We start from the raw sequence: 21,269 nt of genomic DNA on the forward strand, positions 1-21,269 counted from the left end.
GTAGTTCATTCAACGACGATGTTGAATGTACCGGCGTCATCGTAGGCAAGCCAGCTCCCACAGTGGTTTGCGGCGTGTGGCAGGTGTGGGTATTCAGCCCTTTCCCTTGGTCCGAGTCATATTCGGCCCGCCATTCTTTTCCAGATGCTGAATGATGATCCCCGCCACATCCTTACCGGTGGTGGTTTCGATCCCTTCCAGGCCAGGCGATGAGTTTACTTCCATCACCAGGGGGCCATGGTTGGAGCGCAGGATGTCCACACCCGCCACGCTCAGCCCCATCACCTTGGCCGCCCGTAGCGCGGTCATGCGCTCTTCCGGGGTGATCTTGATCAGGCTGGCGCTGCCGCCACGGTGCAGGTTGGAGCGGAACTCACCGGGCTTGGCCTGGCGCTTCATGGCTGCGATCACCTTGTCGCCCACCACGAAGCAGCGAATGTCCGCGCCGCCCGCTTCCTTGATGTACTCCTGCACCATGATGTTCTGCTTGAGGCCCATGAACGCCTCAATCACCGACTCCGCCGCCGTTGCTGTTTCACACAGCACCACCCCGATGCCCTGGGTGCCTTCCAGTACCTTGATCACCAGCGGTGCGCCATTGACCATCTCGATCAGGTCGGGAATGTCGTCCGGAGAGTGGGCAAAACCGGTGACCGGCAAACCGATACCCCGGCGCGACAGCAGTTGCAGGGAGCGCAGCTTGTCCCGCGAGCGCGCAATGGCCACGGATTCATTCAGCGGAAACACCCCCATCATTTCAAACTGGCGCAATACCGCGCAGCCATAGAACGTCACCGAAGCGCCGATACGCGGGATTACCGCATCAAAGCCTTCCAGGGGTTTGCCCCGGTAGTGGATCTGCGGCTTGTGGCTGGCAATGTTCATGTAGGCACGCAACGTGTCGATCACCACCATTTCATGGCCACGTTCAGTGCCGGCCTCGACCAGGCGACGGGTGGAATACAGACGCGGGTTTCGCGACAGCACAGCAATCTTCATGCAGCACCTGGGGCAGAAATAGTGGAGACCGGGAACACCGGCTTGTCTTGAACGTACTTGAGGCCTGGATTGACCACCAACTGGCCGTCAATCAGCGCCTTGGAGCCCAGCAGCAGGCGGTAACGCATGGCTTTGCGACAGGCGAGGGTGAACTCCACCCGCCATACCCGATCACCCAGGGCCAGGGTAGTGCTGATCACGTAGCGCACCTGTGCATGGCCGTTGGAGCTCTTGATGGTTTTCATCGTCACCAGGGGCGCTTCACAGCGGCGGTGACGTAGTTGCACCACGCTGCCCAGGTGCGCGGTAAAACGCACCCACTTTTCACCGTCGCGCTCAAAGGGCTCGATATCGGTGGCGTGCAGGCTTGAGGTACTGGCACCGGTGTCGATCTTCGCCCGCAGGCCCGCCACTCCCAAGTCGGGAAGTGCCACCCACTCACGCAGACCCACAACGGTCAAATGGTCAAATGTCTTCAATATGGTTAACCGGTCAATTCGCCCAGGCTTGAGGAGATACCTCAGCCAACGCTTTGAATGCAGGCTTGGCGAACCAGAAGCCCTGCATCAGAAATATTCCGCAGTCGGACAGGAAGTCGCGCTCGCCGGCACTTTCGATGCCCTCGGCGATGACAGTAACCCCCAACTGCTCACAGATTGTGACAATCCCCCGGACGATCACCTGACGGACACGATCCTGGTCGACATCGCGAATCAGCGCCATGTCGAGCTTGATCAAGTCAGGTTGGAAATCGGCCAGCAGGTTCAGCCCCGAATAGCCCGCGCCGAAATCGTCGATGGCGGTCTTGAAGCCGAATTCGCGGTATTCACGCAGAATATTCGTCAAATGGCGATAGTTATCTACGTGCTCGCTTTCCAGGGTCTCGAAAATCAGCCGGTCCAGCGGGAAATTGTGCGCCCGGGCGGCCTCCAGAGTGCTGCGGATACACAGTTCCGGACGATATACAGCATTGGGCATGAAGTTGATGGAAAGGTGAGTCTGCATGCCCAGGGCTGCGGCACCGGCGATGGCCTTGGTCCGGCAGCGCTGGTCGAAGCGGTAGCGATTGGTTTCGTTGACCTGAGCCAGCACCGACAGCGCGCCTTCTCCCTGGGGACCGCGCACCAAGGCTTCGTTGGCGAAGATCGAATGGTCACGCAGGTCTACGATAGGCTGGTAGGCGAACGCGAAATCGAACCCCAGAGGCTCGCTTTGCTGGCAACCCACGCACCGCTGGTTGGGCGAGGTGAGTGAGAGGGGAAAGTCGGTCACGGCGTATCCTCGCGAAAACAGGGTGCTACCTGGCGTATCTTAGGTGAGCCTTGGGGTTTATGCGTCGAAGGGTTTCAACGGTAAAGTTGCGACATTTTTCAGAGCGAGGAATTCAAGTGGCTCAAAAGCAGGAAGAGGAAGAGAAGGTCCGGCTGGACAAGTGGTTGTGGGCAGCGCGGTTCTACAAGACCCGCGCTCTGGCCAAGGCCGCTATCGAGAGCGGCAAGGTGCATCATCGCGGCGAGCGCTGCAAGCCGGGAAAGGAGCCGCGCGTCGGCGACGAGTTTCAGATTCGTACAGGCTTTGATGAAAAAACCATCGTAGTACAGGCGCTTTCCATCGTCCGCCGGGGCGCGCCTGAAGCGCAGGCACTGTATGCCGAGACCGAAGCCAGCATCGCCAAGCGCGAAAACGCTGCGGCCATGCGCAAGGCAGGGGCTTCAGGCCTGACCACTGACGGCAAGCCGAGCAAGAAGCAGCGCCGCGATCTGTTCAAGTTTCGCGGCAGCGGCAATGACGATTGATTGCACGAGTCGCCCATGCAAACTCGATCAAATGTGGAAGCGGGCTTGCCCGCGAATACGGTGGGTCAGGCACAGATGCATTGATTGACACCCCGCGTTCGCGAGCAAGCCCGCTCCCACTTTTAGCCCTGGGGGGTTACGGAGTTGTGCGCATGACACTCAACCGCCCAATAACGGGCAACTTGCTCAGTAGCCCGAAAAGCGGCGCCGTCATTCGCAACAAAGCGCCCGACACCTTCGCCGCAAACGGCGTGTAATACCCCCACCCCAGCGCCAACAGCGCCAGCAGTACGCCACCGATATAATCGTCCTGGCCCCAGTGCGCGCCGGCTACCAGCCGCGGCATCATGAACAGCAGCGCCAGGCCCCAGATCACCAGCACCTGGCCGATGCGCCGGGCGAACACGCTCATGAACATCGCCCAGATCAATAGCACCGAAGCATGGTCGCCGGGGAAGCTCTGGCTCGAGCGGTCCTTCAATTCCCAGGTTTTCTCCAGCCCTGGGAAAAAGTCGCTCATTTGAATCGCGCCGCTGATGACCATCGACGGGCTACTGTGCTGCCAGCCCATGTGCGCCGCGAGTTTGGAGAACAGCATGCGGATAAAAAGCAATAGCAGCAGAATGCCGAGGAAGCCAAAAAACGCCTGGCGCACCTGTACGGCCTTGAACACCCAGTCGCCGCGGATCAACAGCGCCAGCAAAATCACGCCGACCACTGCATCAAACGGCCGCAGGCTGGCCACGGCCCACACATGTAGCCAGGTCGAGTTCGTGGCCAATGGGCCATTGAGCAGATGAAACAGCCACTCGTCGAAAATCACACAGAGCATCTGGCCCGTGGGCCACAGCCAAAAACACAGCAGTCCGATAGCGAGTAGATTGCAAAGAGCCCATCGCCGGAGGTTCCAGTTGGCTTGGAACAAACCCGGATTGTTCATAAACTGTCCCTCATCGCTCTATTCAGCTCCTTGAATTCAGGAGAAGTCGCACCAAGATGGTGCTAAAGCGTTTAATTTTATAAACCTTGTAATCATTTTGTCATCACTTCAGATACCCAGACCTATGACTGATCTACCGGATACCGACTTCACCCAACGCTTCATCTTCGATGAGAGCGATGCCCGCGGCGAGATGGTTTCGTTGGAGCTCAGCTATGCCGAAGTCCTTGCCAAACATGCCTATCCGGAGCCGGTCGCGCAATTGCTCGGCGAGTTGATGGCCGCCGCGGCGCTGCTGGTGGGCACCATGAAGTTCGACGGTTTGCTGATCTTGCAGGCTCGTTCCGAAGGGCCAGTGCCCATGTTGATGATCGAGTGCTCGAGCGAGCGCGAGATCCGTGGCCTGGCCCGTTACGAGGCTGACCAGATTGCCGCAGATGCCACCTTGGCCGACCTGATGCCCAACGGCGTCCTGGCACTGACTGTCGACCCGACTGAAGGCCAGCGGTACCAGGGTATTGTCGACCTCGACGGCCAGACCCTGTCGGAATGCTTCACCAACTACTTCGTTATGTCCCAGCAAGTGGGCACCAAGTTCTGGCTTAACGCCGACGGCAAGCGCGCCCGTGGTTTGCTGGTGCAACAACTGCCGGCCGATCGCATCAAGGATGAGGATGATCGTGCCGAAAGCTGGCGGCATATCATCGCCTTGGCCGACACCTTGAAGGCCGAAGAACTGCTGGGCCTGGACAACGAAACCATCCTGCACCGCCTCTACCACGAAGAGGCCGTGCGCCTGTTCGACGCACAGGGCCTGCATTTTCACTGCAGTTGCTCGCGCGAGCGTTCCGGTAACGCGCTGGTCAGCCTGGGCCTGGAAGATGCGCAAAATCTGGTGGTGGAACATGGCGGCCATATCGAGATCGACTGCCAGTTCTGCAACCAGCGCTACCTGTTCGACGCGGCTGATGTAGCGCAATTGTTCGCCGGCGCAGGCAGCGACACCCCTTCCGACACCCGCCACTAAAACGTTTAAGCACAGGTAAATCACCTGACAAACGCCGGATTAGAGGTGTTCTGACGGGAGGGCCCTACTCTTTTTGGGCTTTTCTGGCATAATCCGGCCCACTTTTTTCGCGGTAGTAGTGCGCAACTTTCTACTACAAAACGTTTGGAGCACTCGGCCATAGGCCGACGGGGAACCTCATGACGCAAGCCAATAACGCCGTATACACCGATCTGAGTGTTGACGATCTGGTCAAAGAAGCCCTGCAGCGCGGTGAAGGCGTGCTTGCCGATACTGGCGCGCTGGTCGTAGAAACCGGTCACCGCACCGGTCGTTCGCCGGTTGACCGTTTCATCGTTGAAGAGCCTTCCACCCAGGACGCCATCGCCTGGGGCCCGATCAACCGCAAGTTCCCGGCCGACAAGTTCGATGCCCTGTGGGCTCGCGTCGAGGCGTTCAATAACGCGCAAGAGCATTTCGTTTCCCATGTTCACGTAGGGGCTGCAGAAGACCACTACCTGGCCGTGAAAATGACCACCCAGACTGCCTGGCAGAACCTGTTCGGTCGTTGCCTGTTCATCAACCCGGCCCAGTACAACCCGGCCGGTCGTGAAGAGTGGCAAGTGCTCAACGTGGCCAACTTCGAGTGCGTACCAGAGCGTGACGGTACCAACTCCGACGGTTGCGTGATCCTCAACTTCGCTCAGAAAAAAGTACTGATTGCCGGCATGCGTTACGCCGGTGAAATGAAAAAAGCCATGTTCTCGGTGCAGAACTTCCTGCTGCCGGCTGCCGACGTGCTGCCGATGCACTGCGCCGCCAACATTGGCGAAGCAGGCGATGTGACCCTGTTCTTCGGCCTGTCCGGCACTGGCAAGACCACCCTGTCCGCCGACGAAAGCCGTTACCTGATCGGTGACGACGAGCACGGCTGGGGCGAAGGCGTGGTGTTCAATATCGAAGGCGGTTGCTATGCCAAGTGCATCGACCTGTCCGAGAAGAACGAGCCGGTTATCTGGAAAGCTATCAAGCACGGCGCTGTGCTGGAAAACGTCGTGATCGACGAGGCCAAGCACGCCGACTACGCCGACGTCAGCCTGACCCAGAACAGCCGTGCCGCCTACCCGCTGGAGCACGTTGCCAAGCGTTCCGAGAAGAACCTGGGCGGCGAGCCAAACGCGGTGATCTTCCTGACCTGCGACCTGACCGGCGTACTGCCGCCTGTGTCGATCCTCAGCGAAGAACAAGCGGCCTACCACTTCCTGTCCGGCTACACCGCTCTGGTGGGCTCGACCGAAATGGGTTCGGGCAGCGGCATCAAGTCGACCTTCTCCACCTGCTTCGGCGCGCCGTTCTTCCCACGCCCGGCTGGCGAATACGCAGAGCTTCTGATCAAGCGTATCCGTGGTTTCGGCTCAAAGGTCTACCTGGTCAACACCGGCTGGACCGGCGGCGGCTACGGCGTCGGCAAACGCTTCAACATCCCGACCACTCGCGGCGTGATTGCAGCGATCCAGAGCGGTGCGTTGATCGGTGCGCAAACCGAACACCTGGACACCATCAACCTCGACGTGCCATTGGCCGTACCGGGCGTTGAAACCGGCCTGTTGAACCCACGCAACACCTGGGCTGACAAGGCTGCCTACGACGAAGCAGCGAAAGCTCTGGCTGGCCTGTTCATCGAAAACTTCAAGAAGTTTGAAGTCAGCGATGCGATCAAGGCGGCGGGTCCTAAGTTGTAAGATTCGCCGTTGTAAAAAAGCCGCCTCTTAGGCGGCTTTTTTATGGGCGAACGATTAGTCGGCGATGTGCAGTACCACTGCACCGACCAGCACCAGTACAACGCCTGCCACCTGCACCGCTGACAAGCGCTCTTTGAAAAATACGAACCCCAGGATCGCCGCGATCCCTCCAGAGAGCGTACTGATCACCGTCACCACCGACACCGAGCCGGCCATTGCGCCCCACGAAAACGCCGAAAAACCGCCGAGGTTCATCAAGCTCGCACCGGTCAAAGTCGCGCAGTTTTTCAGTGGCGGGATCTTCAAGCCATCCTTGATCTTCAGCACCATCACCACCAGCACGCACAAGCCCACCAGGTAACCCAGCCACAACATGGTGATTGGCCCCAGCGCTGGCAGTGTGTAGCGACCTTGCAGCCAGAAACTGGTGCCATACAAGGTTGCGGCGAACATGGCGTAGGCAATGGACAGGCGCGGGTTGTTGTGAAGCGTGCCGTTGTCCTTGTGAATGCTGGACAGCAAAACGCCGATCACGCACAGGGCGATGCAGCCCAGTTGTATCAGGCTGATGTGTTCACCGCTGGCCCAGGACAGCAGGGTGGTCACCACGCCATAGGACGTCACCAGCGGCGCGACGATGGCTGCTTTGCCCATGGCAAAGGCTTTGGATAGCGCAAGGGCGCCGGACACCGTCAGCAGAGCGGCGGCGACGCCCAGGAGCCAAACGCTTAAAGTTGCATCAAGGGCTTTGAAAAGGAAGGCTGGGAAAATGACCAGCAGGAGGGTCATGATCAAAAAACCGAGGGCTTGGCCGAAATACACCGCGCGTTTTACGCCAACGGCTCGGGCGTTGAAGCCCACCAGAAAGTCCGTGCCGCCCCAGAGCAGGGCGGCCAGCAGGCCCATTGTTACGTCCATGTAAGGTCCTTGTTATTTATACGGCTCGCCAGATTAGCGCAGATCCAGTGTGGGAGCAGGCTTGCCCTAATACTGTAGGAGCGAGCTTGCTCGCGAAAAACGTCAACGATAACGCGTGCTTGCTGAATGAACGCGGCGCCTGTGAGTTTTTCGCGAGCAAGCTCGCTCCTACAAAAAATCCTTCATTGGATTCAGCTCAGGTTTTCCAGCGTCTGCGTGTCCCAGCGGTGGGTCTTGATCGCCAGGTAGAGCATGCCGATGGTCAGCGGAATCTTGTCACCACGGCCTTTGGCGCGACGCTTCAGGAACACGTCGAACACCGGCGGCTGGAAGTAACGATAAGCGTCGTAGTCGCTCAGGTCGACACCAAAATCCTGCTCCAGCGCCTCCATGAATTGCTTGGCCTCAGCACCATCGCACCCGAGGTCGAAGTTCAGTGAGGTGTGCAAGCCAATGGTCTTGTGTGTTGGCAAGCCGATTTCTTCATGCAGCAATTGCACAAGTTGCTGCATGGCAGGGTCTTCTGGGAAGTTGGGGGCCAGGTTCATGGTGGGGGCACGCAGGCGTGGGTGAGGGGGCCTGTCACGTTGCAGGCGGTATTTGTTTCGCGTGGCGAAGAGAGCCAAGCCTATCAAGAACAAGGCCAGGGGAAGAAGTTGAATGTTCAGGACAATGGCGATGTAGGGTAGCCAGAACAACAGAAGCAGTCCCGTTACGATGAAGGTAACGGCGAAACGCGTTCTTAACGTGCCGTCAGTGATTTTGTAATACAGCAGCAGATGGAGAGCGAACAATAGCGCTGTTTGTAGGTAAAGCCATTGACTAAAGTTCATCTGGAGTGCACATGCATTGAGACACTTGAGCGCTGCGGGCCTATGCCACCGCTGACCTGAGCATCCAGGCCAATGACGATGTCTGCGCTGTGAAAGTTACGGATCCTGCGAGAAATCAAATCGCTGGTAGCGTTCTCGACTATCGATTCTGCTTTGCTGGATATGATCCCGACAGGGGCTGTAACTGCGCCAGAAATGATTTCTTTTATGAGGTTGTTCCGATTGTTCAAGCTATCTGCCTGCTTCCTGGTCAGTGGCTTTGAGACGCCCACTGTCATGACGCAGGATAGATCTCGGGCGAGCATCCTTTCGTACAACTTCTGAAGCCGCAAGCGGACCTCTATCACTGAAGCTTTTGCTTCCAGCAAGCAAAGTGTGGCTAGCTCTTGTCGATTGTTTGGCATCACGGTGAGTCGAACTACCGTGAAAGTGATGCCATAGTGGCCGATATATTGAGTCCTTTCGATGTTCACGGTTTTTTCCGAGACAGTTGATAGGAGGTTATGTTCAGTCGGCTACGCGTAACTGGTATAGAGGGTTGAACGGGTATTTGAAGCAGTTTGGGAAACGGATGGCGTGACGTTTGGCGGTGTCTTACAAAAGCCTCCGGCATTTATGGCTTGCAACGATGTAATGGGTAAAGCTGATCAGTTGTAGGAGCGAGCTTGCTCGCGAAAAACTCAAGGGCGCCGCGTTTTTTCTGATTTACCGCGTCATCGTTGGCGATTTTCGCGAGCAAGTTCGCTCCTACACAGGTGTTGCTTAGACTTGCGCTTGTTCAGGTTGCAGCTGAACGTGTTGCGCGGCTTCCAACAAATCACGGCCGTCCTGAACGAGCAGGTACAGCGCATTAATGATGTGGGTAATGTCTTTGAGGTCAGCGTGTTCGAAGGTCAGGCAAGAGAAAGTTTCCAATCAGTCGCTGGCGGCGCGGATACGCTGGTGGGCGGCGGATTGGATGTCTATGGCTGATGCTTGAGTGTCGATGAGAAGCGGGTAACAGGCGATCAAGGTCGTAGGGCGACGGAAAGAGTGGAAGGTTGCCTACGGCGATTTCGGATAATTCCCGCTCGGCCTGGTGCAGGCGTGCCTCATCGAGCAAATGGAGGCGGTTGCGCAGAGTGCTGCTACCGGGGTAGCAGTATGGGGCCTGGCCCACCCCGTATTTGTCGAGCATCAGCTAGAGGTGTTGCGGTACTTGGCAAGGACGGCTTCGCGTGTCGGCAGGGGTTTGTCGACGTCGGTCGGTTGGGTATCGAACCCTTCCAGGCGCAGGCTGGCCAAGTAATTGGAACGCCGGATCTTGTGATAGTGATCCTGTTTTTGCTCAAACGTCAGTTCGCTCATTGCTGCGTCCTCTTGGAAAGCAAGGCTTGAATGTAGCGCAATGCGTAGCTCGGTAGGCGGGATAAAACGCCCGTCACAACTTGTATAAAAATCTGCCAGCGAGCTCATTTCAGCGTATGTTTCACCGCAAAATCTTGTAGGGCGATTCCGCCCACTACTTAAAGGGAGTTAAGCATGGGTTTGCTTCGTGTCGCCTCGGCGATGTCTTTGTGTGCGGTGGCGTTTTCTGCCCAGGCCGAGCAGTTGCCGATTGAAGTGCTGAGCGCGGTGGTCAAGGACCAGAAAATCGCCGATGCCGAGGTGCTGCTGCAACGTAATGGCGCGCAGAACGTGGTGGGCCGTACCAACGCGCAAGGCCAGGTGACGCTGACCAGTGAAGTGGCTGACGATGCCAGCAACCTGCTGATCATCAAGAAGCCTGGCTATTCCAACCTGGTGGTGAAGTGCCCGTGCAAAGGCATGACCTATGCCATCAGCCCGGTGATGGAAAATCTCGACGGCCTGCGTGTGGTGTTGACCTGGGGCAAGGCTCCGCGCGACCTCGACTCCCATATGATCTTCCCCGGCAATAACATCTTCTTCAACAATAAAAAGGGCACCGACGCCGAACTGGACGTGGATGACACCGATAGCTATGGCCCGGAGACCATCACCCTGCAGAAAAAGCATTACGGCGAAAGCTACGTCTATGCCGTGCACGACTATTCCAACAGCGGCTCTCCCACCTCCAGCGAGTTGTCCAACAGTGAGGCCAAGGTGTTCGTGTACATGGGGCAATCCCTGGTACGCACCTACTATGTGCCGCAGAACCGCACGGGCAACCTGTGGACTGTGTTCCGCATGACCGGCAGTGGCGACTTCCAGGACATCAACACCTTCACCGGCGTGAGAGTTGGCGCCGAAGATGTACTCAACGAGGTCAAGCCGTTGCTGGACGACAGTGTGGCCGTCACTGCCGTGACGGCGAGCACGTCGGCACAGGCCGATGCGAAGAAGCTGAACCTCAAGGGCGAAGCGGCCTACCAGGCCGGTAACCTGGACCAGGCCATCGACTTCTTCCGTCAAGCCATCGAGCTGGATAACAGCTTCGGCAAGGCTTACGGCAACCTGGGCCTGGCGTATCAGAAAGCCGGCAATACCGCGGAGTCGATCTGGGCCAACCGCAAGGCTATCGCCCTGGCCACCGGTACCAATGCCGCGACTGTGCGCGCCGGTGCTTACTACAACATTGCACGCATCTACGAAGCGGCCGAGCAGTTCCCGGATGCGCTGCGTCATTACCAGTTGGCCAAGGAGCAAAAGGCCAACCCGGTGTATGACACGGCGATCGAGCGGGTGCAAAACCGCTGATTCAGCAGTAGCACGGTTTTAAAATGTGGGAGAGGGCTAGCCAGCTCCCACATTTGTATCTGCTGCGTCTTGTTACTTTCTCGGAAAAGTCCCACTTCGGCCCTGAGCCATCCTTCCCTCTGTGTATCATCCTGTCTCTTTTTTCCTCGCGACCTTTCTCGATTCGCTGAGAATCCCGGGCTATGTTTTTGAGCCAACTCAGCGGTCAATGGAGTGACAGCCTTATGCACGACACCCTCCAGCAGGTCTTTGGTTACCCACACTTTCGCTTGGGCCAGGAAGAGACGGTCAGCGCCGTGCTGGCTGGGCGATCTGCCGCCGCCATTTTCCCTACGGGGTCGGGCAAATCCTTGTGTTACCAGCTGTCGGCCGTGTTGCTGCCGCACCTGACGCTGGTGGTGTCGCCGTTGCTGGCGTTGATGCAGGACCAGTTGGGTTTCCTGCAGCGCCATGGCATTTCGGCGGGCAGTATCGACTCGGCCCAGAGCCGTGATGAGGCCAATGATGTAATGGCCCGTGCGCGATCGGGCGAGCTCAAGATTCTGATGATTTCCGTGGAGCGTTTGAAGAACGAGCGTTTCCGTAATTTCCTGAACAGCGTGCAGATCTCGTTGCTGGTGGTAGACGAGGCGCACTGTATCTCCGAATGGGGCCACAACTTCCGCCCGGATTATTTGAAGCTGCCGGACTACCAGCGCCAGTTCAACATCCCTCAGGCGCTGTTGCTGACGGCCACGGCCACGCCCCAGGTGATCGCCGACATGCAGGCCAAGTTCGCCATTGCTGCCGAAGATGTAGTGACCACGGGCTTCTATCGCCCCAACCTCAACCTGCTGGTGGAACCGGTCAGCGGCCACGACAAACGCCGCAGGCTGCTGGAATGGATGAAAGCGCGGGCCAACCAGCCGAGTATTGTCTACGTCACCTTGCAGAAAACCGCCGAACAGATTTCCGAGCATCTGAACCGCCACGGTATTCAGGCCGAGGCTTATCACGCGGGGCTGCCCCATGAAAAACGCGAAGGTATCCAGCAGCGTTTCATGGGCGGGCGTTCCAATTGCATTGTCGCAACTATCGCGTTTGGCATGGGCATCGACAAGAGTGACATCCGCAATGTCGTGCACTTCGACCTGCCCAAGTCAATCGAGAACTACAGCCAGGAAATCGGCCGCGCAGGGCGTGACGGGCAGCCGTCGGATTGCCTGGTGTTGGCCAACCGCGACAGCCTCAATGTGCTGGAAAACTTCGTGTACGGTGATACGCCGGAGCAGGACGGCATTTTGCGCGTACTGGAGGAATTGCAGGCCGCGCGTAGTGAAGGGCAGTGGGAGTTCCTGCTCAGGTCGCTGTCGGACCACAGCAATATTCGCGAGTTGCCGCTCAAGACGCTCCTGGTGCAGTTGGAGCTCAAGGGCGTGATCGCGCCGCGCTATGCGTTTTATGCGGAATACCGTTTCAAATACCTGATCGAGCCCGAGGCCTTGCTGGCGCGTTTTACCGGCGAGCGGCAGCAGTTTGTCGCGGCGATCATCCAGGTGTGCAAGCGCGCTAAAACCTGGGCGACGGTCGATTTCGATGCGCTTTATCAACAGCACAATGCCGAGCGTAGTCGGGTGGTGAAGGCACTGGATTATTTTCAGGAGCAGGGCCTGATCGAGCTCGAAAGCAAGCAGATGACTGAGGTCTACAGTTTGCTCGACACCCATTTCGGCCCCCACGCGTTAAGCGCCGAGTTATACACAGGCTTCAAGCAGCATGAGGTGACGGAGGTCGCGCGGATTCACGCCATGCTCGACCTGTTCGCCACCGACCACTGCCTGGGGCAACGTCTGGCGCACTACTTTGGTGATGATAATGCGCCCCGGCGTTGCGGGCATTGTTCGGTATGCCACGGCCAGGTCGCCCATCTGCCGGCGCCGCCGAGCCTGCCGCCGCTTGTGGATAAAAACTTCATGGGGCTGTGCGGTGATTTTATCCACAGGCATCATGAGCACACGGGGCACTTGCCGAATGCGGAGCGTTTGACGCGTTTCCTTGGCGGTATCAGCGTACCGTTGTTTACCAAGTTGAAGGCGCGAGGCATTCCCGGTTTTGCTGCGCTGGAAGACTACCCCTACGCCGAGGTGCGCGACTGGGCCCAGCTCAATTGGATCAACTTTGATGAGACTTGCCGATGCCTGACTCAACGCCTGTGCGCGACGATTACCGCCACTTCCAACCGATCACCACGCGTTGGCACGACAACGATGCCTACGGCCATGTGAATAACGTCACTTACTACAGCTTCTTCGATACAGCCGTTAATACCTACCTGATCGAACAGGGCGGGTTGGATATTCATGACGGTGAGGTGGTGGGGTTTGTGGTGAGTTCGGCCTGCGATTACTTCGCCTCGATCGCTTTTCCCGAGTGCATTGAGGTCGGCCTGCGGGTGGGCAAGCTGGGCAATAGCTCGGTGCAGTATGAGCTGGCGGTATTCAAGGCGGGCGAGGAGGAGGCGTGTGCGGCGGGGCGCTTTGTCCATGTGTTTGTGGACCGAGCCTCGAACCAGCCAGTGCCGATTCCGGGAATGTTGCGCGAAGCGATGCAGCGGCTGCTGGTTTGACGCACCTACAAGCAATACAGACCAAATGTGGGAGCCGGGCTTGCCCGCGATGGCGCAGTATCAGGCAGTACGTCTAAACCTGATTCACTGCTATCGCGGGCAAGCCCGGCTCCCACATCGGATGTGTTCGTCAGAGCGCGGGTTTATCAGTCGCGATAACGATGCTTGTTCTTGCGATGCCCATAGGCATGGCCGCGACCTGGGTGGCCATCGCGGTAGTAGCGACGATCATCACGGTCGCGATCGCGGTAATGGCGGCTGTCGCGATCACTTTCGTTACCCATGTAGTTGCCTAGCGCGCCGCCCGCGCCACCGCCGGCTGCGGAGCCGATCAGTGCACCGGTGCTGCCGCCAACGCTGCGCCCTACGACGTTACCGCCGGCTGCGCCCAGTGCGCCACCAATGGCGGCTTCGCCACGGCTACGTTTGTCGGCGCCGACTGCACTACCGCCTGCGCCGCCCAGGGCCGCGCCAATGGTCGAACCGGTGTTGCCGCCCAACTGCTGGCCGACAACAGAACCTAGTACCCCACCCAATGCGCCGCCTACACCGGCTTCGGTGGTGCCGCCTGCCATGGCTGCGCCACTGACCAGGCCAAGGGACAACAAGAGAATCGAGGAGAACTTCATTCAGGGAAACCTCAAGGGATGACGGCGCGATCCTGAGGTTGTATCGAGGCGCTGACAATCGAAATCCGACCGGCGGCAGAGGTTGTATACAATTTGCTAAGTTGCTGTTTTGTATGGGGAACTTAAGTCGTTTTTACGGGTCTTTAGCTACTTCGGAAGGGCCGCTTTTATGCAAAAGCGGCCTTTTTTTGTGCCTGCAGAATGTGTGGTGCTTGTGCTGGCCTCTCGCGGGCAAGCCCGCTCCCACATTCGATCGGTCCACACAGTCTCAATGGTGAACCCATCCCAGTGTGGGAGCGGGCTTGCCCGCGAAAGCGGTAGTTCAAGAAACACATATCTCGGATCAAGTCAGGCCGAGCGCGCCATGATCAACCCATTGTCACTCGCCGCTTCCAAGCGAATCGCAACAAACTTGGACGTTGGCGTATGGCTACCATCGCCAGTGCTTTCCAATGGCACCAATGGGTTCACTTCGGGGTAGTAAGCCGCCGCCTGCCCCGCCGGAATATCAAATGCCAGCAGCGTAAAGCCCTTCACGCGGCGCTCACGGCCGTCTTCCCACAGCGACACGATGTCTGCCTTCTGCCCCGGCTTGAAGCCCAGGCGGATGATGTCGGCTTCGTTGACGAACAGCACGTCACGCTGGCCTTTGACCCCGCGATAACGGTCGTCCAGGCCGTAGATGGTGGTGTTGTACTGATCATGGGAGCGCATTGACTGCATGATAAGGTCCGGCACTCGGCCCGTGGCGTGGGTGCGTTCGTGGATCAGGTCTTTGGGCAAGATGTTCGGGCGGAAGTTGGCGCGACCTGATGGAGTGTTCCAGCGGCGTGCGCCGGCGGAGTTGCCCAGATAGAAGCCGCCTGGATGTTTGATTTTCTCGTTGAAGTCCTTGAAGCCTGGGATGGTGTCGGCGATCAGGTCGCGGATGCGCCCGTAGTCGGCCACCAGCCAGTTCCAATCCACGGGCTTGCTGCCCAGGGTGGCGGCAGCAATGCCCGCCAGGATCGCCGGCTCGGACTTCATCAGTTTCGACAGCGGTTGCAGTTGGCCGTTGGAGCCGTGGACCATGCTGAACGAGTCTTCCACCGTCACCGCTTGCGGGCCGTCGGCCTGGATGTCTATGTCGGTGCGGCCCAGGCACGGCAGGATCAACGCATCTTTACCGTGCATCAGGTGGCTGCGGTTGAGCTTGGTGCTGATCTGCACGGTCAGGTCGCAATTTCGCAGCGCTTCAAAGGTACGCGTGCTGTCTGGCGTGGCTTGGGCAAAGTTGCCGCCCAGGCCGATAAAGACTTTGGAGCGGCCTTCAAGCATGGCGTGAATCGCTTCCACCACGTTATGGCCATTGTCGCGAGGCACCTGGAACTGGAAACGACGCTCCAGCGCGTCCAGAAACGCCACCGGTGGGCGTTCGTTGATGCCCATGGTGCGGTCGCCCTGTACGTTACTGTGGCCACGCACCGGGCACAGCCCGGCACCTGGGCGGCCGATATTGCCGCGCAGCAGCATCAGGTTGGCGATTTCCTGGATGGTCGGCACCGAGTGGCGGTGCTGGGTAATCCCCATCGCCCAGCACATGATTACATTCTTGCCTTTGGCGTACATGCGTGCCGCTTGCTCAATCTCCACCAGGGTCAGGCCGGACTGCTCGACGATCTCCTCCCACGAGGTGTCGTCGATCTGACCCAGGTATTCCAGGACGTTGGCAGTGTGCTCATTGAGGAAGTCGTGGTCGAACACCGCTTCCTTGCCTTCGGCCAGGGCTTGGCGTTCCCACAGCAGCAGGAACTTGGCCATGCCACGCAAGATAGCCATATCGCCACCCAGCGCCGGGCGGAAGTAGGCGGTGTTGGTCGGCTTGTCGCCGTTGGTGAGCATTTCCAGCGGATGTTGCGGGTGCTGGAAGCGCTCCAGGCCGCGCTCTTTCAGGGGGTTGATACACACCACCTGAGCGCCGCGTTTCACCGCTTCGCGCAGCGGCTCGAGCATGCGTGGGTGGTTGGTGCCGGGGTTCTGGCCCCAGACGAAAATGGCATCGGCATGTTCGAAGTCATCAAAGGTCACAGTGCCTTTGCCCACGCCGACACTCTGCGCCAGGGCTACGCCGCTGGCTTCGTGGCACATGTTCGAGCAGTCCGGGAAGTTGTTGGTGCCAAAGGCGCGTACGAACAACTGGTACAGGTAGGCGGCTTCGTTGCTGGCGCGGCCCGAGGTGTAGAACTCGGCCATGTTCGGGCTGGGCAGCGCGTTGAGGTGCTTGCCGATCAGATCGAACGCTGCATCCCAACTGATGGGCAGGTAGCGATCGCTCTCGGCGTCATAGCGCATTGGCTCCGTCAGGCGGCCCTGATACTCCAGCCAGTAGTCACTTTGCTCCAGCAACGCCGTGACGCTGTGCTTGGCGAAGAAGGCCGCATCGACACGGCGCTTGGTGGCTTCCCAGTTGACCGCCTTGGCGCCGTTTTCGCAGAACTTGACCATGCCGCTTTCCGGCGAGTCGCCCCAGGCGCAGCCCGGGCAGTCGAAGCCGCCGTTCTGATTGGTCTTGAGCATCATGCGCAGGTTTTTGAGGGCGTTGTCACTGGTCAGCCAGGCTTGCGCCACACTGATCAGGGCGCCCCAGCCACCGGCTGGGCCTTTATAGGGCTTGTAGCGTGGGGTTGGGGTCTGGTCGGCTTGGTGGTGAAGGCTCATGGCTGGTGCTCCATCGCAGGGCTATAGACCCGTGGCGCGCTTTTTTGCGGCAGGTGGATGAGGTTGAGGTTGTGCCGGCGTGCCCATTGCAGGGCCAGGCCGGTGGGCGACGACAGGCTGACCAGGGTCTGGATGCCCGCGCGCAAGACTTTCTGAATCAATTCGAGGCTGCAGCGGCTGGTAACAATCGCCAGGCCGCCGTCGGTCGGAATCTTTTGGCGGATCAACGCGCCAATCAATTTATCCAGGGCGTTATGCCGGCCGATGTCTTCGCGACCCATCAGCAATTCGCCCTGGCTGTTCATAAAAACCGCCGCATGCACGGCGCCGCTGTGCTGGCCCAGGGGTTGGAATGCACTGATACGCTGGCGCAGGCCGTCGAGCCACTGCGCCGGCGGCAAGGGCGCGCCGGGCAGTACCTGGAGGTCGGGCAATGCTTGCTCTACCGCTTCCACGCCACACAGGCCGCAGCCGCTGGTGCCCGCCAATTGGCGGCGTTGCTGCTTGAGGTTCCAGAACGCACGGCTGGAAACCTGTACCTGGGCGTACTGGGCTGCGCCTGAACCGCTGATTTTCAGGTCATAAATGTCGTTAACGTCGGTGATAATGCCGCTGCCGAGGCTGAAACCTACAATGAAGTCTTCCAGGTCCGTAGGCGTCACCAGCATCACCGCCTGGCTGATATCGTTATAGGCAATTGCCAACGCCACTTCTTCGGCCAGCGCAGTGCTGGCGACTTCAGTGTGTTCAAGATTGCAATAGTGATAGCTCTGGCTGGCGACGGGCGCGGTCGATTCGAGAGCGGGCGCCGCGCAGTGAGGGCGCTTGGCGTTCATGGGGCAGTACCACCGGCGGATTGATCAGTGATTAGACTAGGCGCGACAAAGGGGCGCGTCTAATCGCCTGTATTGATCTATTGATAGAGGGCGTCGATCAAGGTTCACCCGCGTTTTCGTCGGGCTTATTCCAGGCAGGGGTGATTGCGATACTTTTGAGTCTTTAGCCAGTCTGGAACCCAAGTCGGCAGGACTGGTCTAGTCTTGGGCATCTGGAAATTAAATCCCAAGGAGAGCGCACCATGAGTATTTTTAGCTTTATCAAAGAAGCCGGCGAAAAGATTGTCGACCTGTTGACGCCGGGTAATGCGAACGCCAGTGAGCAGTTGAAGGAGCATGTGAGCAAGGTGGGCCTGGGTAATCCAAACGTGCAGACCACGGTGGATGGCGACAAGGTCACGGTGACCGGTGAAGTGGCCACGCAGGAAGAGAAAGAAAAGATCCTGTTGGCGCTGGGCAACATTGCCGGCGTGGCAAGTGTGGATGACCAGATTACTGTCAGTGGTCCTGCGGTTGCCGCTGCTCGTTTCGTCGTAGTGAAAAAGGGCGATACCCTCAGCGCGATTTCCCTGGCGGTGTACGGTAATGCCAACCAGTACAACAAGATCTTCGAGGCTAACAAGCCACTGTTGTCGCACCCGGACAAGATCTACCCGGGCCAGACACTGCGCATCCCTGAGTAATACGCAGGATAAAATGAGCAAGCTCGCCCTTTTGTAGGAGCGAGCTTGCTCGCGAAAAACTCACAGGCACCGCGTTTATCCAGGAAGCACGCGTTATCGTTGACGTTTTTCGCGAGCAAGCTCGCTCCTACATAAGCCCGGCGATGAGTTCTCGATAATCCCCGACGGCCGCAAATTCTGCGGTGTCCTTTGAGCCTTTTTTGCTATCAGGTTCTTTCACTGCCAGTAAATGTCCCACGCCGAAATCCCGGGCACTGCGCAGGATCGGCAAAGTGTCATCTATAAACAGGCTACGGGCCGGGTCAAAGTGGATATCCGCTTGTAAGGCCTCCCAGAATTGCGGGTTTTCCTTGGGGAAACCGTAGTCGTGAGAGCTGATCAATCGCTCGAAATACGGCGCCAGTTCAATGCGCTCCAACTTCAATGACAGCGAATCACGATGAGCGTTGGTGATCATGATCACGCGCTTGCCGGCCTGTTTGATCGCCGCCAGGAAGGTATCGGCATCCGGACGCAGGGCAATCAGGTGGGCGGTTTCCAACTTGAGTTCGCGCACCGGGATCTTGAGCTCGGCGCTCCAGAAATCCAGGCAATACCATTGCAACTGTCCGGCGTTACGCTCGAACAGTGGCTGCAACTCCATCTCGGCCATGGCTCGGCTTACGCCGTGCAGTTCGGCATAGCGTTGCGGCAGGTGTTCCATCCAGAAGTGGTTGTCGTAATGCAGGTCGAGCAGGGTGCCGTCCATGTCCAGCAGGACGGTGTCGATGGCGTGCCAGGGCAGAGAGGGCATGGTGGGGTCTCATGTAAGTAAAAATATCCGACACAGACAATCGGAAAAGCCACGGTATAGTAACCCGATCACGCCAAGGAGCCGTTTATGCGCCAGAAACCCACTGTCCTCGCCCGCGAAATAGTCGCCAGTAGCCGTTTGTTCCGCGTGGAGGAAGTGCAATTACGCTTTTCCAATGGCGTTGAGCGGACCTATGAGCGTCTTGTCGGGCGTGGCACGGGCTACGGCGCTGTGATGATTGTGGCGATGATCGATGAAGATCATGCAGTGCTGGTGGAAGAATACTGCGGCGGCACTGACGAATATGAATTGTCGTTGCCCAAAGGCCTGATCGAGCCCGGCGAAGACGTGCTTGCAGCGGCAGACCGCGAACTCAAGGAAGAGGCCGGCTACGGTGCACGGCAGTTGGAGCACATCACCGAGCTGTCATTGTCGCCCGGCTATATGAGCCAGAAGATCCAGGTGGTGTTGGCTACCGATCTCTACGAAGAGCGTCTTGAAGGTGATGAGCCCGAACCAATGCGGGTAGACCGGGTCAACCTGCGTGAGCTGTCGGCGCTGGCGCAAAACGAGCAGTTCAGCGAAGGTCGCGCCCTGGCTGCGCTGTATCTGGTAAGAGACCTGTTGACCCAGCGTGGAGCGTTCACCGCATGAGCGAACTGTTTTTAGGCCACCCGTTTATCGCACCGGTCATTGAATTGGCTCGGCAGGCGGGTGAAGCCATCCTGCCGTACTGGCGTGCCGAGGTAGCCGTGACGTCCAAAGCGGATGATTCTCCCGTGACGGCTGCCGACCTGGCTGCCCACCATCTGATTCTCGCAGGCCTCACCGCGCTGGACCCAAGCATTCCAGTGCTGTCTGAAGAGGACGCCGATATCGATCAGAGCGTGCGTGCCGGCTGGCAGCGCTGGTGGTTGGTGGACCCTCTGGATGGCACCAAGGAATTCATTTCTGGGAGTGAAGAGTTCACCGTCAATATTGCATTGATCGAACAGGGCCGCGTGGTGTTCGGCGTGGTGTCGATACCGACCACTGGCCGTTGCTACTTCGGCGGCGCGGGCCTGGGGGCTTGGCGGTCGGACGTCAATGCAGCGCCCAAGCAGATTCAAGTACGCCAGGCCCCGGCTTCGGGTGAGGCTTTTACGGTGGTGGCCAGCCGTCGTCATACCAGCCCTGAGCAGGAGCGCCTGCTCAATGGCCTCAGTGAAGGCTTGGGCGAGTTGAAACTGGCGAATATCGGCAGCTCCTTGAAGTTTTGCTTATTAGCCGAGGGCAGTGCCGATTGTTATCCGCGCCTGGCGCCGACCTCGCAGTGGGATACCGCAGCGGCCCAGGGTGTATTGGAAGGGGCTGGGGGCGAAGTGTTGGAGTTGAATGGCAAGCCGTTCAGTTACCCGGCGCGGGAGTCGTTGCTGAACCCGTTCTTTCTGGCGTTGCCGGCCAAGGCGGCGTGGCGTGAGCGGCTGTTGACCCTGGCCAGATCTTAAGGCCACTGCAGAGCAAAATGTGGGAGCGGGCTTGCCCGCGATGGCGCAGTGTCAGTCATACAGGTATTGGCTGATCCACCGCTATCGCAGGCAAGCCCGCTCCCACAGTTGTTTTGTGTCATGGCTGCTAGCGATGCAGGACGTATTGGCCGGTAAAGACGACGGCACGCTCTGCACTGCCCTCATTCACAATCCACGTCTCCAGCGCCAACCGCGCCCGCCCATAGCGCTGGTAGGTCGCCACGAAGCGCTTCCAAATCTTTTCATCCGGCGCCGCGCAAATGGCTGTCGCGTCCTGGGTCACCGGCAGCGGGTAGCTGATCTGACCTTCCTGAATCACGATGTGCCCGTCTTCAATCCCGGCTTCACGCAGCTTCAGGTGCAGCCAACCCCAACCCGCCAGCACCGCGCCGCAGTAGAGGCTGCCGCCGAACATGGTGCTCTTGTGGTTGATATTGGCTTGCAAGGGCAGGTGCAGTTGCAGTTGGTCGTGTTGCCAGTCGAGCACCCTGAGGCCCATTTCCCGGGTGAGTGGGATGTCGTGGTGGAGGATGGATTCCAGGTAACGGCTATCACGGCTCATGGCGGCCTCTTTGTAGGTGGACGAT

23 protein-coding genes and 1 pseudogene are annotated in these 21,269 nt (G+C 58.6%); 10 read left to right on the forward strand and 14 right to left on the reverse strand.

Translation table 11 applies throughout. The features are described 5' to 3' along the window. Positions 1-93: 93 nt before the first annotated feature. Genes rimK through ACP7CZ_RS08340 form a run of 3 tightly spaced genes read right to left on the reverse strand, consistent with a single transcriptional unit; the run spans position 94 to position 2,271 of the window. Positions 94-999 carry a 30S ribosomal protein S6--L-glutamate ligase gene (rimK, locus tag ACP7CZ_RS08330; protein ID WP_003187674.1) on the reverse strand — a complete coding sequence of 302 codons (906 nt, stop codon included), beginning with the start codon at positions 997-999 and terminating at the stop codon, positions 94-96. Next, complete coding sequence (locus ACP7CZ_RS08335; RefSeq protein WP_169856571.1) at positions 996-1,445, reverse strand: ATP-dependent zinc protease family protein; 450 nt, start codon at positions 1,443-1,445, stop codon at positions 996-998. The genes rimK and ACP7CZ_RS08335 overlap by 4 nt, the downstream gene beginning before the upstream one ends. 46 nt (positions 1,446-1,491) lie before the next feature. After that, a complete protein-coding gene (locus tag ACP7CZ_RS08340; protein ID WP_054896652.1) occupies positions 1,492-2,271 on the reverse strand; it encodes an EAL domain-containing protein in 780 nt (259 codons plus the stop codon). Positions 2,272-2,387: 116 nt separating this feature from the next. On the opposite strand from ACP7CZ_RS08340, the gene ACP7CZ_RS08345 reads away from it, so the two are divergent. Beyond that, complete coding sequence (locus ACP7CZ_RS08345) at positions 2,388-2,795, forward strand: RNA-binding S4 domain-containing protein (RefSeq protein ID WP_003236026.1); 408 nt, start codon at positions 2,388-2,390, stop codon at positions 2,793-2,795. Positions 2,796-2,931: 136 nt separating this feature from the next. On the opposite strand, the gene ACP7CZ_RS08350 is transcribed toward ACP7CZ_RS08345, so the two are convergent. Then, a complete protein-coding gene (locus ACP7CZ_RS08350; protein ID WP_034125497.1) occupies positions 2,932-3,735 on the reverse strand; it encodes a phosphatase PAP2 family protein in 804 nt (267 codons plus the stop codon). A 124-nt stretch (positions 3,736-3,859) separates the two neighbouring features. Here ACP7CZ_RS08350 and hslO point away from each other — a divergent pair, with 124 nt between their 5' ends. Then, positions 3,860-4,762 carry an Hsp33 family molecular chaperone HslO gene (hslO, locus tag ACP7CZ_RS08355; protein WP_054920269.1) on the forward strand — a complete coding sequence of 301 codons (903 nt, stop codon included), beginning with the start codon at positions 3,860-3,862 and terminating at the stop codon, positions 4,760-4,762. A 179-nt stretch (positions 4,763-4,941) separates the two neighbouring features. Next, positions 4,942-6,483: a phosphoenolpyruvate carboxykinase gene (locus ACP7CZ_RS08360; protein ID WP_005783824.1), complete on the forward strand. Its 1,542-nt coding sequence runs from the start codon at positions 4,942-4,944 to the stop codon at positions 6,481-6,483. A gap of 54 nt (positions 6,484-6,537) precedes the next feature. Here the strand turns inward: ACP7CZ_RS08360 and ACP7CZ_RS08365 are convergent, their stop codons facing one another. The 3 genes from ACP7CZ_RS08365 to ACP7CZ_RS08375 form a co-directional block, all read right to left on the reverse strand. Next, a complete protein-coding gene (locus tag ACP7CZ_RS08365; protein ID WP_294172905.1) occupies positions 6,538-7,401 on the reverse strand; it encodes a DMT family transporter in 864 nt (287 codons plus the stop codon). A 191-nt stretch (positions 7,402-7,592) separates the two neighbouring features. Then, positions 7,593-7,949 (reverse strand): DUF1493 family protein, encoded by a 357-nt coding sequence (locus tag ACP7CZ_RS08370; protein ID WP_034125858.1) that lies wholly within the window; start codon positions 7,947-7,949, stop codon positions 7,593-7,595. Positions 7,950-8,230: 281 nt separating this feature from the next. Then, on the reverse strand, positions 8,231-8,707 hold the full coding sequence (locus ACP7CZ_RS08375; protein ID WP_294172899.1) for a hypothetical protein: 477 nt from the start codon (positions 8,705-8,707) through the stop codon (positions 8,231-8,233). A gap of 301 nt (positions 8,708-9,008) precedes the next feature. Here ACP7CZ_RS08375 and ACP7CZ_RS08380 point away from each other — a divergent pair, with 301 nt between their 5' ends. Then, positions 9,009-9,206 (forward strand): hypothetical protein, encoded by a 198-nt coding sequence (locus ACP7CZ_RS08380; protein ID WP_202616647.1) that lies wholly within the window; start codon positions 9,009-9,011, stop codon positions 9,204-9,206. 13 nt (positions 9,207-9,219) lie between these two features. Here the strand turns inward: ACP7CZ_RS08380 and ACP7CZ_RS08385 are convergent. Together ACP7CZ_RS08385 and ACP7CZ_RS08390 are read right to left on the reverse strand one after the other, a co-directional pair. Continuing rightward, positions 9,220-9,411, reverse strand: a pseudogene (locus ACP7CZ_RS08385) (cell filamentation protein Fic); the annotation flags it as partial. Then, positions 9,411-9,581, reverse strand: a complete 171-nt coding sequence (locus tag ACP7CZ_RS08390; RefSeq protein ID WP_087149535.1) for a YhfG family protein — start codon at positions 9,579-9,581, stop codon at positions 9,411-9,413. The pseudogene ACP7CZ_RS08385 and the gene ACP7CZ_RS08390, both read right to left, overlap by 1 nt. Before the next feature lie 174 nt (positions 9,582-9,755). Here ACP7CZ_RS08390 and ACP7CZ_RS08395 point away from each other — a divergent pair, with 174 nt between their 5' ends. The 3 genes from ACP7CZ_RS08395 (at position 9,756) to ACP7CZ_RS08405 (ending at position 13,536) form a co-directional block, all read left to right on the forward strand. Then, positions 9,756-10,931 (forward strand): tetratricopeptide repeat protein, encoded by a 1,176-nt coding sequence (locus ACP7CZ_RS08395; RefSeq protein WP_294172895.1) that lies wholly within the window; start codon positions 9,756-9,758, stop codon positions 10,929-10,931. Positions 10,932-11,155: 224 nt separating this feature from the next. Then, positions 11,156-13,195, forward strand: coding sequence for a RecQ family ATP-dependent DNA helicase (locus tag ACP7CZ_RS08400; RefSeq protein ID WP_294172892.1), 2,040 nt, complete (start codon positions 11,156-11,158; stop codon positions 13,193-13,195). Further along, entirely contained in the window at positions 13,105-13,536 is a 432-nt protein-coding gene (locus ACP7CZ_RS08405) for an acyl-CoA thioesterase (RefSeq protein ID WP_294172890.1), read from the forward strand. Before ACP7CZ_RS08400 ends, ACP7CZ_RS08405 begins: the two co-directional genes overlap by 91 nt. A 146-nt stretch (positions 13,537-13,682) precedes the next feature. Here the strand turns inward: ACP7CZ_RS08405 and ACP7CZ_RS08410 are convergent, their stop codons facing one another. The 3 genes from ACP7CZ_RS08410 to fdhD form a co-directional block, all read right to left on the reverse strand. Beyond that, on the reverse strand, positions 13,683-14,165 hold the full coding sequence (locus tag ACP7CZ_RS08410) for a glycine zipper domain-containing protein (protein ID WP_034125502.1): 483 nt from the start codon (positions 14,163-14,165) through the stop codon (positions 13,683-13,685). A gap of 348 nt (positions 14,166-14,513) precedes the next feature. Then, positions 14,514-16,862, reverse strand: a complete 2,349-nt coding sequence (locus tag ACP7CZ_RS08415) for an FdhF/YdeP family oxidoreductase (protein WP_186526723.1) — start codon at positions 16,860-16,862, stop codon at positions 14,514-14,516. Further along, on the reverse strand, positions 16,859-17,698 hold the full coding sequence (gene fdhD / locus ACP7CZ_RS08420) for a formate dehydrogenase accessory sulfurtransferase FdhD (protein ID WP_003187702.1): 840 nt from the start codon (positions 17,696-17,698) through the stop codon (positions 16,859-16,861). The genes ACP7CZ_RS08415 and fdhD overlap by 4 nt, the downstream gene beginning before the upstream one ends. A gap of 242 nt (positions 17,699-17,940) precedes the next feature. On the opposite strand from fdhD, the gene lysM reads away from it, so the two are divergent. Further along, a complete protein-coding gene (gene lysM / locus ACP7CZ_RS08425) occupies positions 17,941-18,381 on the forward strand; it encodes a peptidoglycan-binding protein LysM (protein WP_043047371.1) in 441 nt (146 codons plus the stop codon). Between the two features lie 127 nt (positions 18,382-18,508). On the opposite strand, the gene yrfG is transcribed toward lysM, so the two are convergent. After that, positions 18,509-19,174, reverse strand: a complete 666-nt coding sequence (yrfG, locus tag ACP7CZ_RS08430; RefSeq protein WP_034125505.1) for a GMP/IMP nucleotidase — start codon at positions 19,172-19,174, stop codon at positions 18,509-18,511. An 87-nt stretch (positions 19,175-19,261) separates the two neighbouring features. Here yrfG and nudE point away from each other — a divergent pair, with 87 nt between their 5' ends. Then, a complete protein-coding gene (nudE, locus tag ACP7CZ_RS08435; protein ID WP_014716485.1) occupies positions 19,262-19,828 on the forward strand; it encodes an ADP compounds hydrolase NudE in 567 nt (188 codons plus the stop codon). Continuing rightward, entirely contained in the window at positions 19,825-20,661 is an 837-nt protein-coding gene (gene cysQ / locus ACP7CZ_RS08440) for a 3'(2'),5'-bisphosphate nucleotidase CysQ (protein WP_034125507.1), read from the forward strand. The genes nudE and cysQ overlap by 4 nt, the downstream gene beginning before the upstream one ends. Before the next feature lie 127 nt (positions 20,662-20,788). Here cysQ and ACP7CZ_RS08445 read toward each other — a convergent pair whose 3' ends face one another. Continuing rightward, positions 20,789-21,244, reverse strand: coding sequence for a thioesterase domain-containing protein (locus tag ACP7CZ_RS08445; RefSeq protein ID WP_034125508.1), 456 nt, complete (start codon positions 21,242-21,244; stop codon positions 20,789-20,791). Positions 21,245-21,269 lie beyond the last annotated feature (25 nt).

The organism is Pseudomonas sp. DWP2-2 (assembly GCF_049897065.1).
GTDB classification, from domain to species: Bacteria; Pseudomonadota; Gammaproteobacteria; order Pseudomonadales; family Pseudomonadaceae; genus Aquipseudomonas; species Aquipseudomonas paracarnis.

What these genes read in the sequence shown, in the direction of transcription:
- rimK (WP_003187674.1), bottom strand. Translation starts at nt 999, where the DNA reads ATGAAGATTGCTGTGCTGTCGCGAAACCCGCGTCTGTATTCCACCCGT.
- ACP7CZ_RS08350 (WP_034125497.1), bottom strand. Translation starts at nt 3,735, where the DNA reads ATGAACAATCCGGGTTTGTTCCAAGCCAACTGGAACCTCCGGCGATGG.
- hslO (WP_054920269.1), top strand. Translation starts at nt 3,860, where the DNA reads ATGACTGATCTACCGGATACCGACTTCACCCAACGCTTCATCTTCGAT.
- ACP7CZ_RS08360 (WP_005783824.1), top strand. Translation starts at nt 4,942, where the DNA reads ATGACGCAAGCCAATAACGCCGTATACACCGATCTGAGTGTTGACGAT.
- ACP7CZ_RS08365 (WP_294172905.1), bottom strand. Translation starts at nt 7,401, where the DNA reads ATGGACGTAACAATGGGCCTGCTGGCCGCCCTGCTCTGGGGCGGCACG.
- ACP7CZ_RS08370 (WP_034125858.1), bottom strand. Translation starts at nt 7,949, where the DNA reads ATGAACCTGGCCCCCAACTTCCCAGAAGACCCTGCCATGCAGCAACTT.
- ACP7CZ_RS08390 (WP_087149535.1), bottom strand. Translation starts at nt 9,581, where the DNA reads ATGAGCGAACTGACGTTTGAGCAAAAACAGGATCACTATCACAAGATC.
- ACP7CZ_RS08395 (WP_294172895.1), top strand. Translation starts at nt 9,756, where the DNA reads ATGGGTTTGCTTCGTGTCGCCTCGGCGATGTCTTTGTGTGCGGTGGCG.
- ACP7CZ_RS08400 (WP_294172892.1), top strand. Translation starts at nt 11,156, where the DNA reads ATGCACGACACCCTCCAGCAGGTCTTTGGTTACCCACACTTTCGCTTG.
- ACP7CZ_RS08405 (WP_294172890.1), top strand. Translation starts at nt 13,105, where the DNA reads ATGCCTGACTCAACGCCTGTGCGCGACGATTACCGCCACTTCCAACCG.
- ACP7CZ_RS08410 (WP_034125502.1), bottom strand. Translation starts at nt 14,165, where the DNA reads ATGAAGTTCTCCTCGATTCTCTTGTTGTCCCTTGGCCTGGTCAGTGGC.
- ACP7CZ_RS08415 (WP_186526723.1), bottom strand. Translation starts at nt 16,862, where the DNA reads ATGAGCCTTCACCACCAAGCCGACCAGACCCCAACCCCACGCTACAAG.
- fdhD (WP_003187702.1), bottom strand. Translation starts at nt 17,698, where the DNA reads ATGAACGCCAAGCGCCCTCACTGCGCGGCGCCCGCTCTCGAATCGACC.
- lysM (WP_043047371.1), top strand. Translation starts at nt 17,941, where the DNA reads ATGAGTATTTTTAGCTTTATCAAAGAAGCCGGCGAAAAGATTGTCGAC.
- yrfG (WP_034125505.1), bottom strand. Translation starts at nt 19,174, where the DNA reads ATGCCCTCTCTGCCCTGGCACGCCATCGACACCGTCCTGCTGGACATG.
- nudE (WP_014716485.1), top strand. Translation starts at nt 19,262, where the DNA reads ATGCGCCAGAAACCCACTGTCCTCGCCCGCGAAATAGTCGCCAGTAGC.
- cysQ (WP_034125507.1), top strand. Translation starts at nt 19,825, where the DNA reads ATGAGCGAACTGTTTTTAGGCCACCCGTTTATCGCACCGGTCATTGAA.
- ACP7CZ_RS08445 (WP_034125508.1), bottom strand. Translation starts at nt 21,244, where the DNA reads ATGAGCCGTGATAGCCGTTACCTGGAATCCATCCTCCACCACGACATC.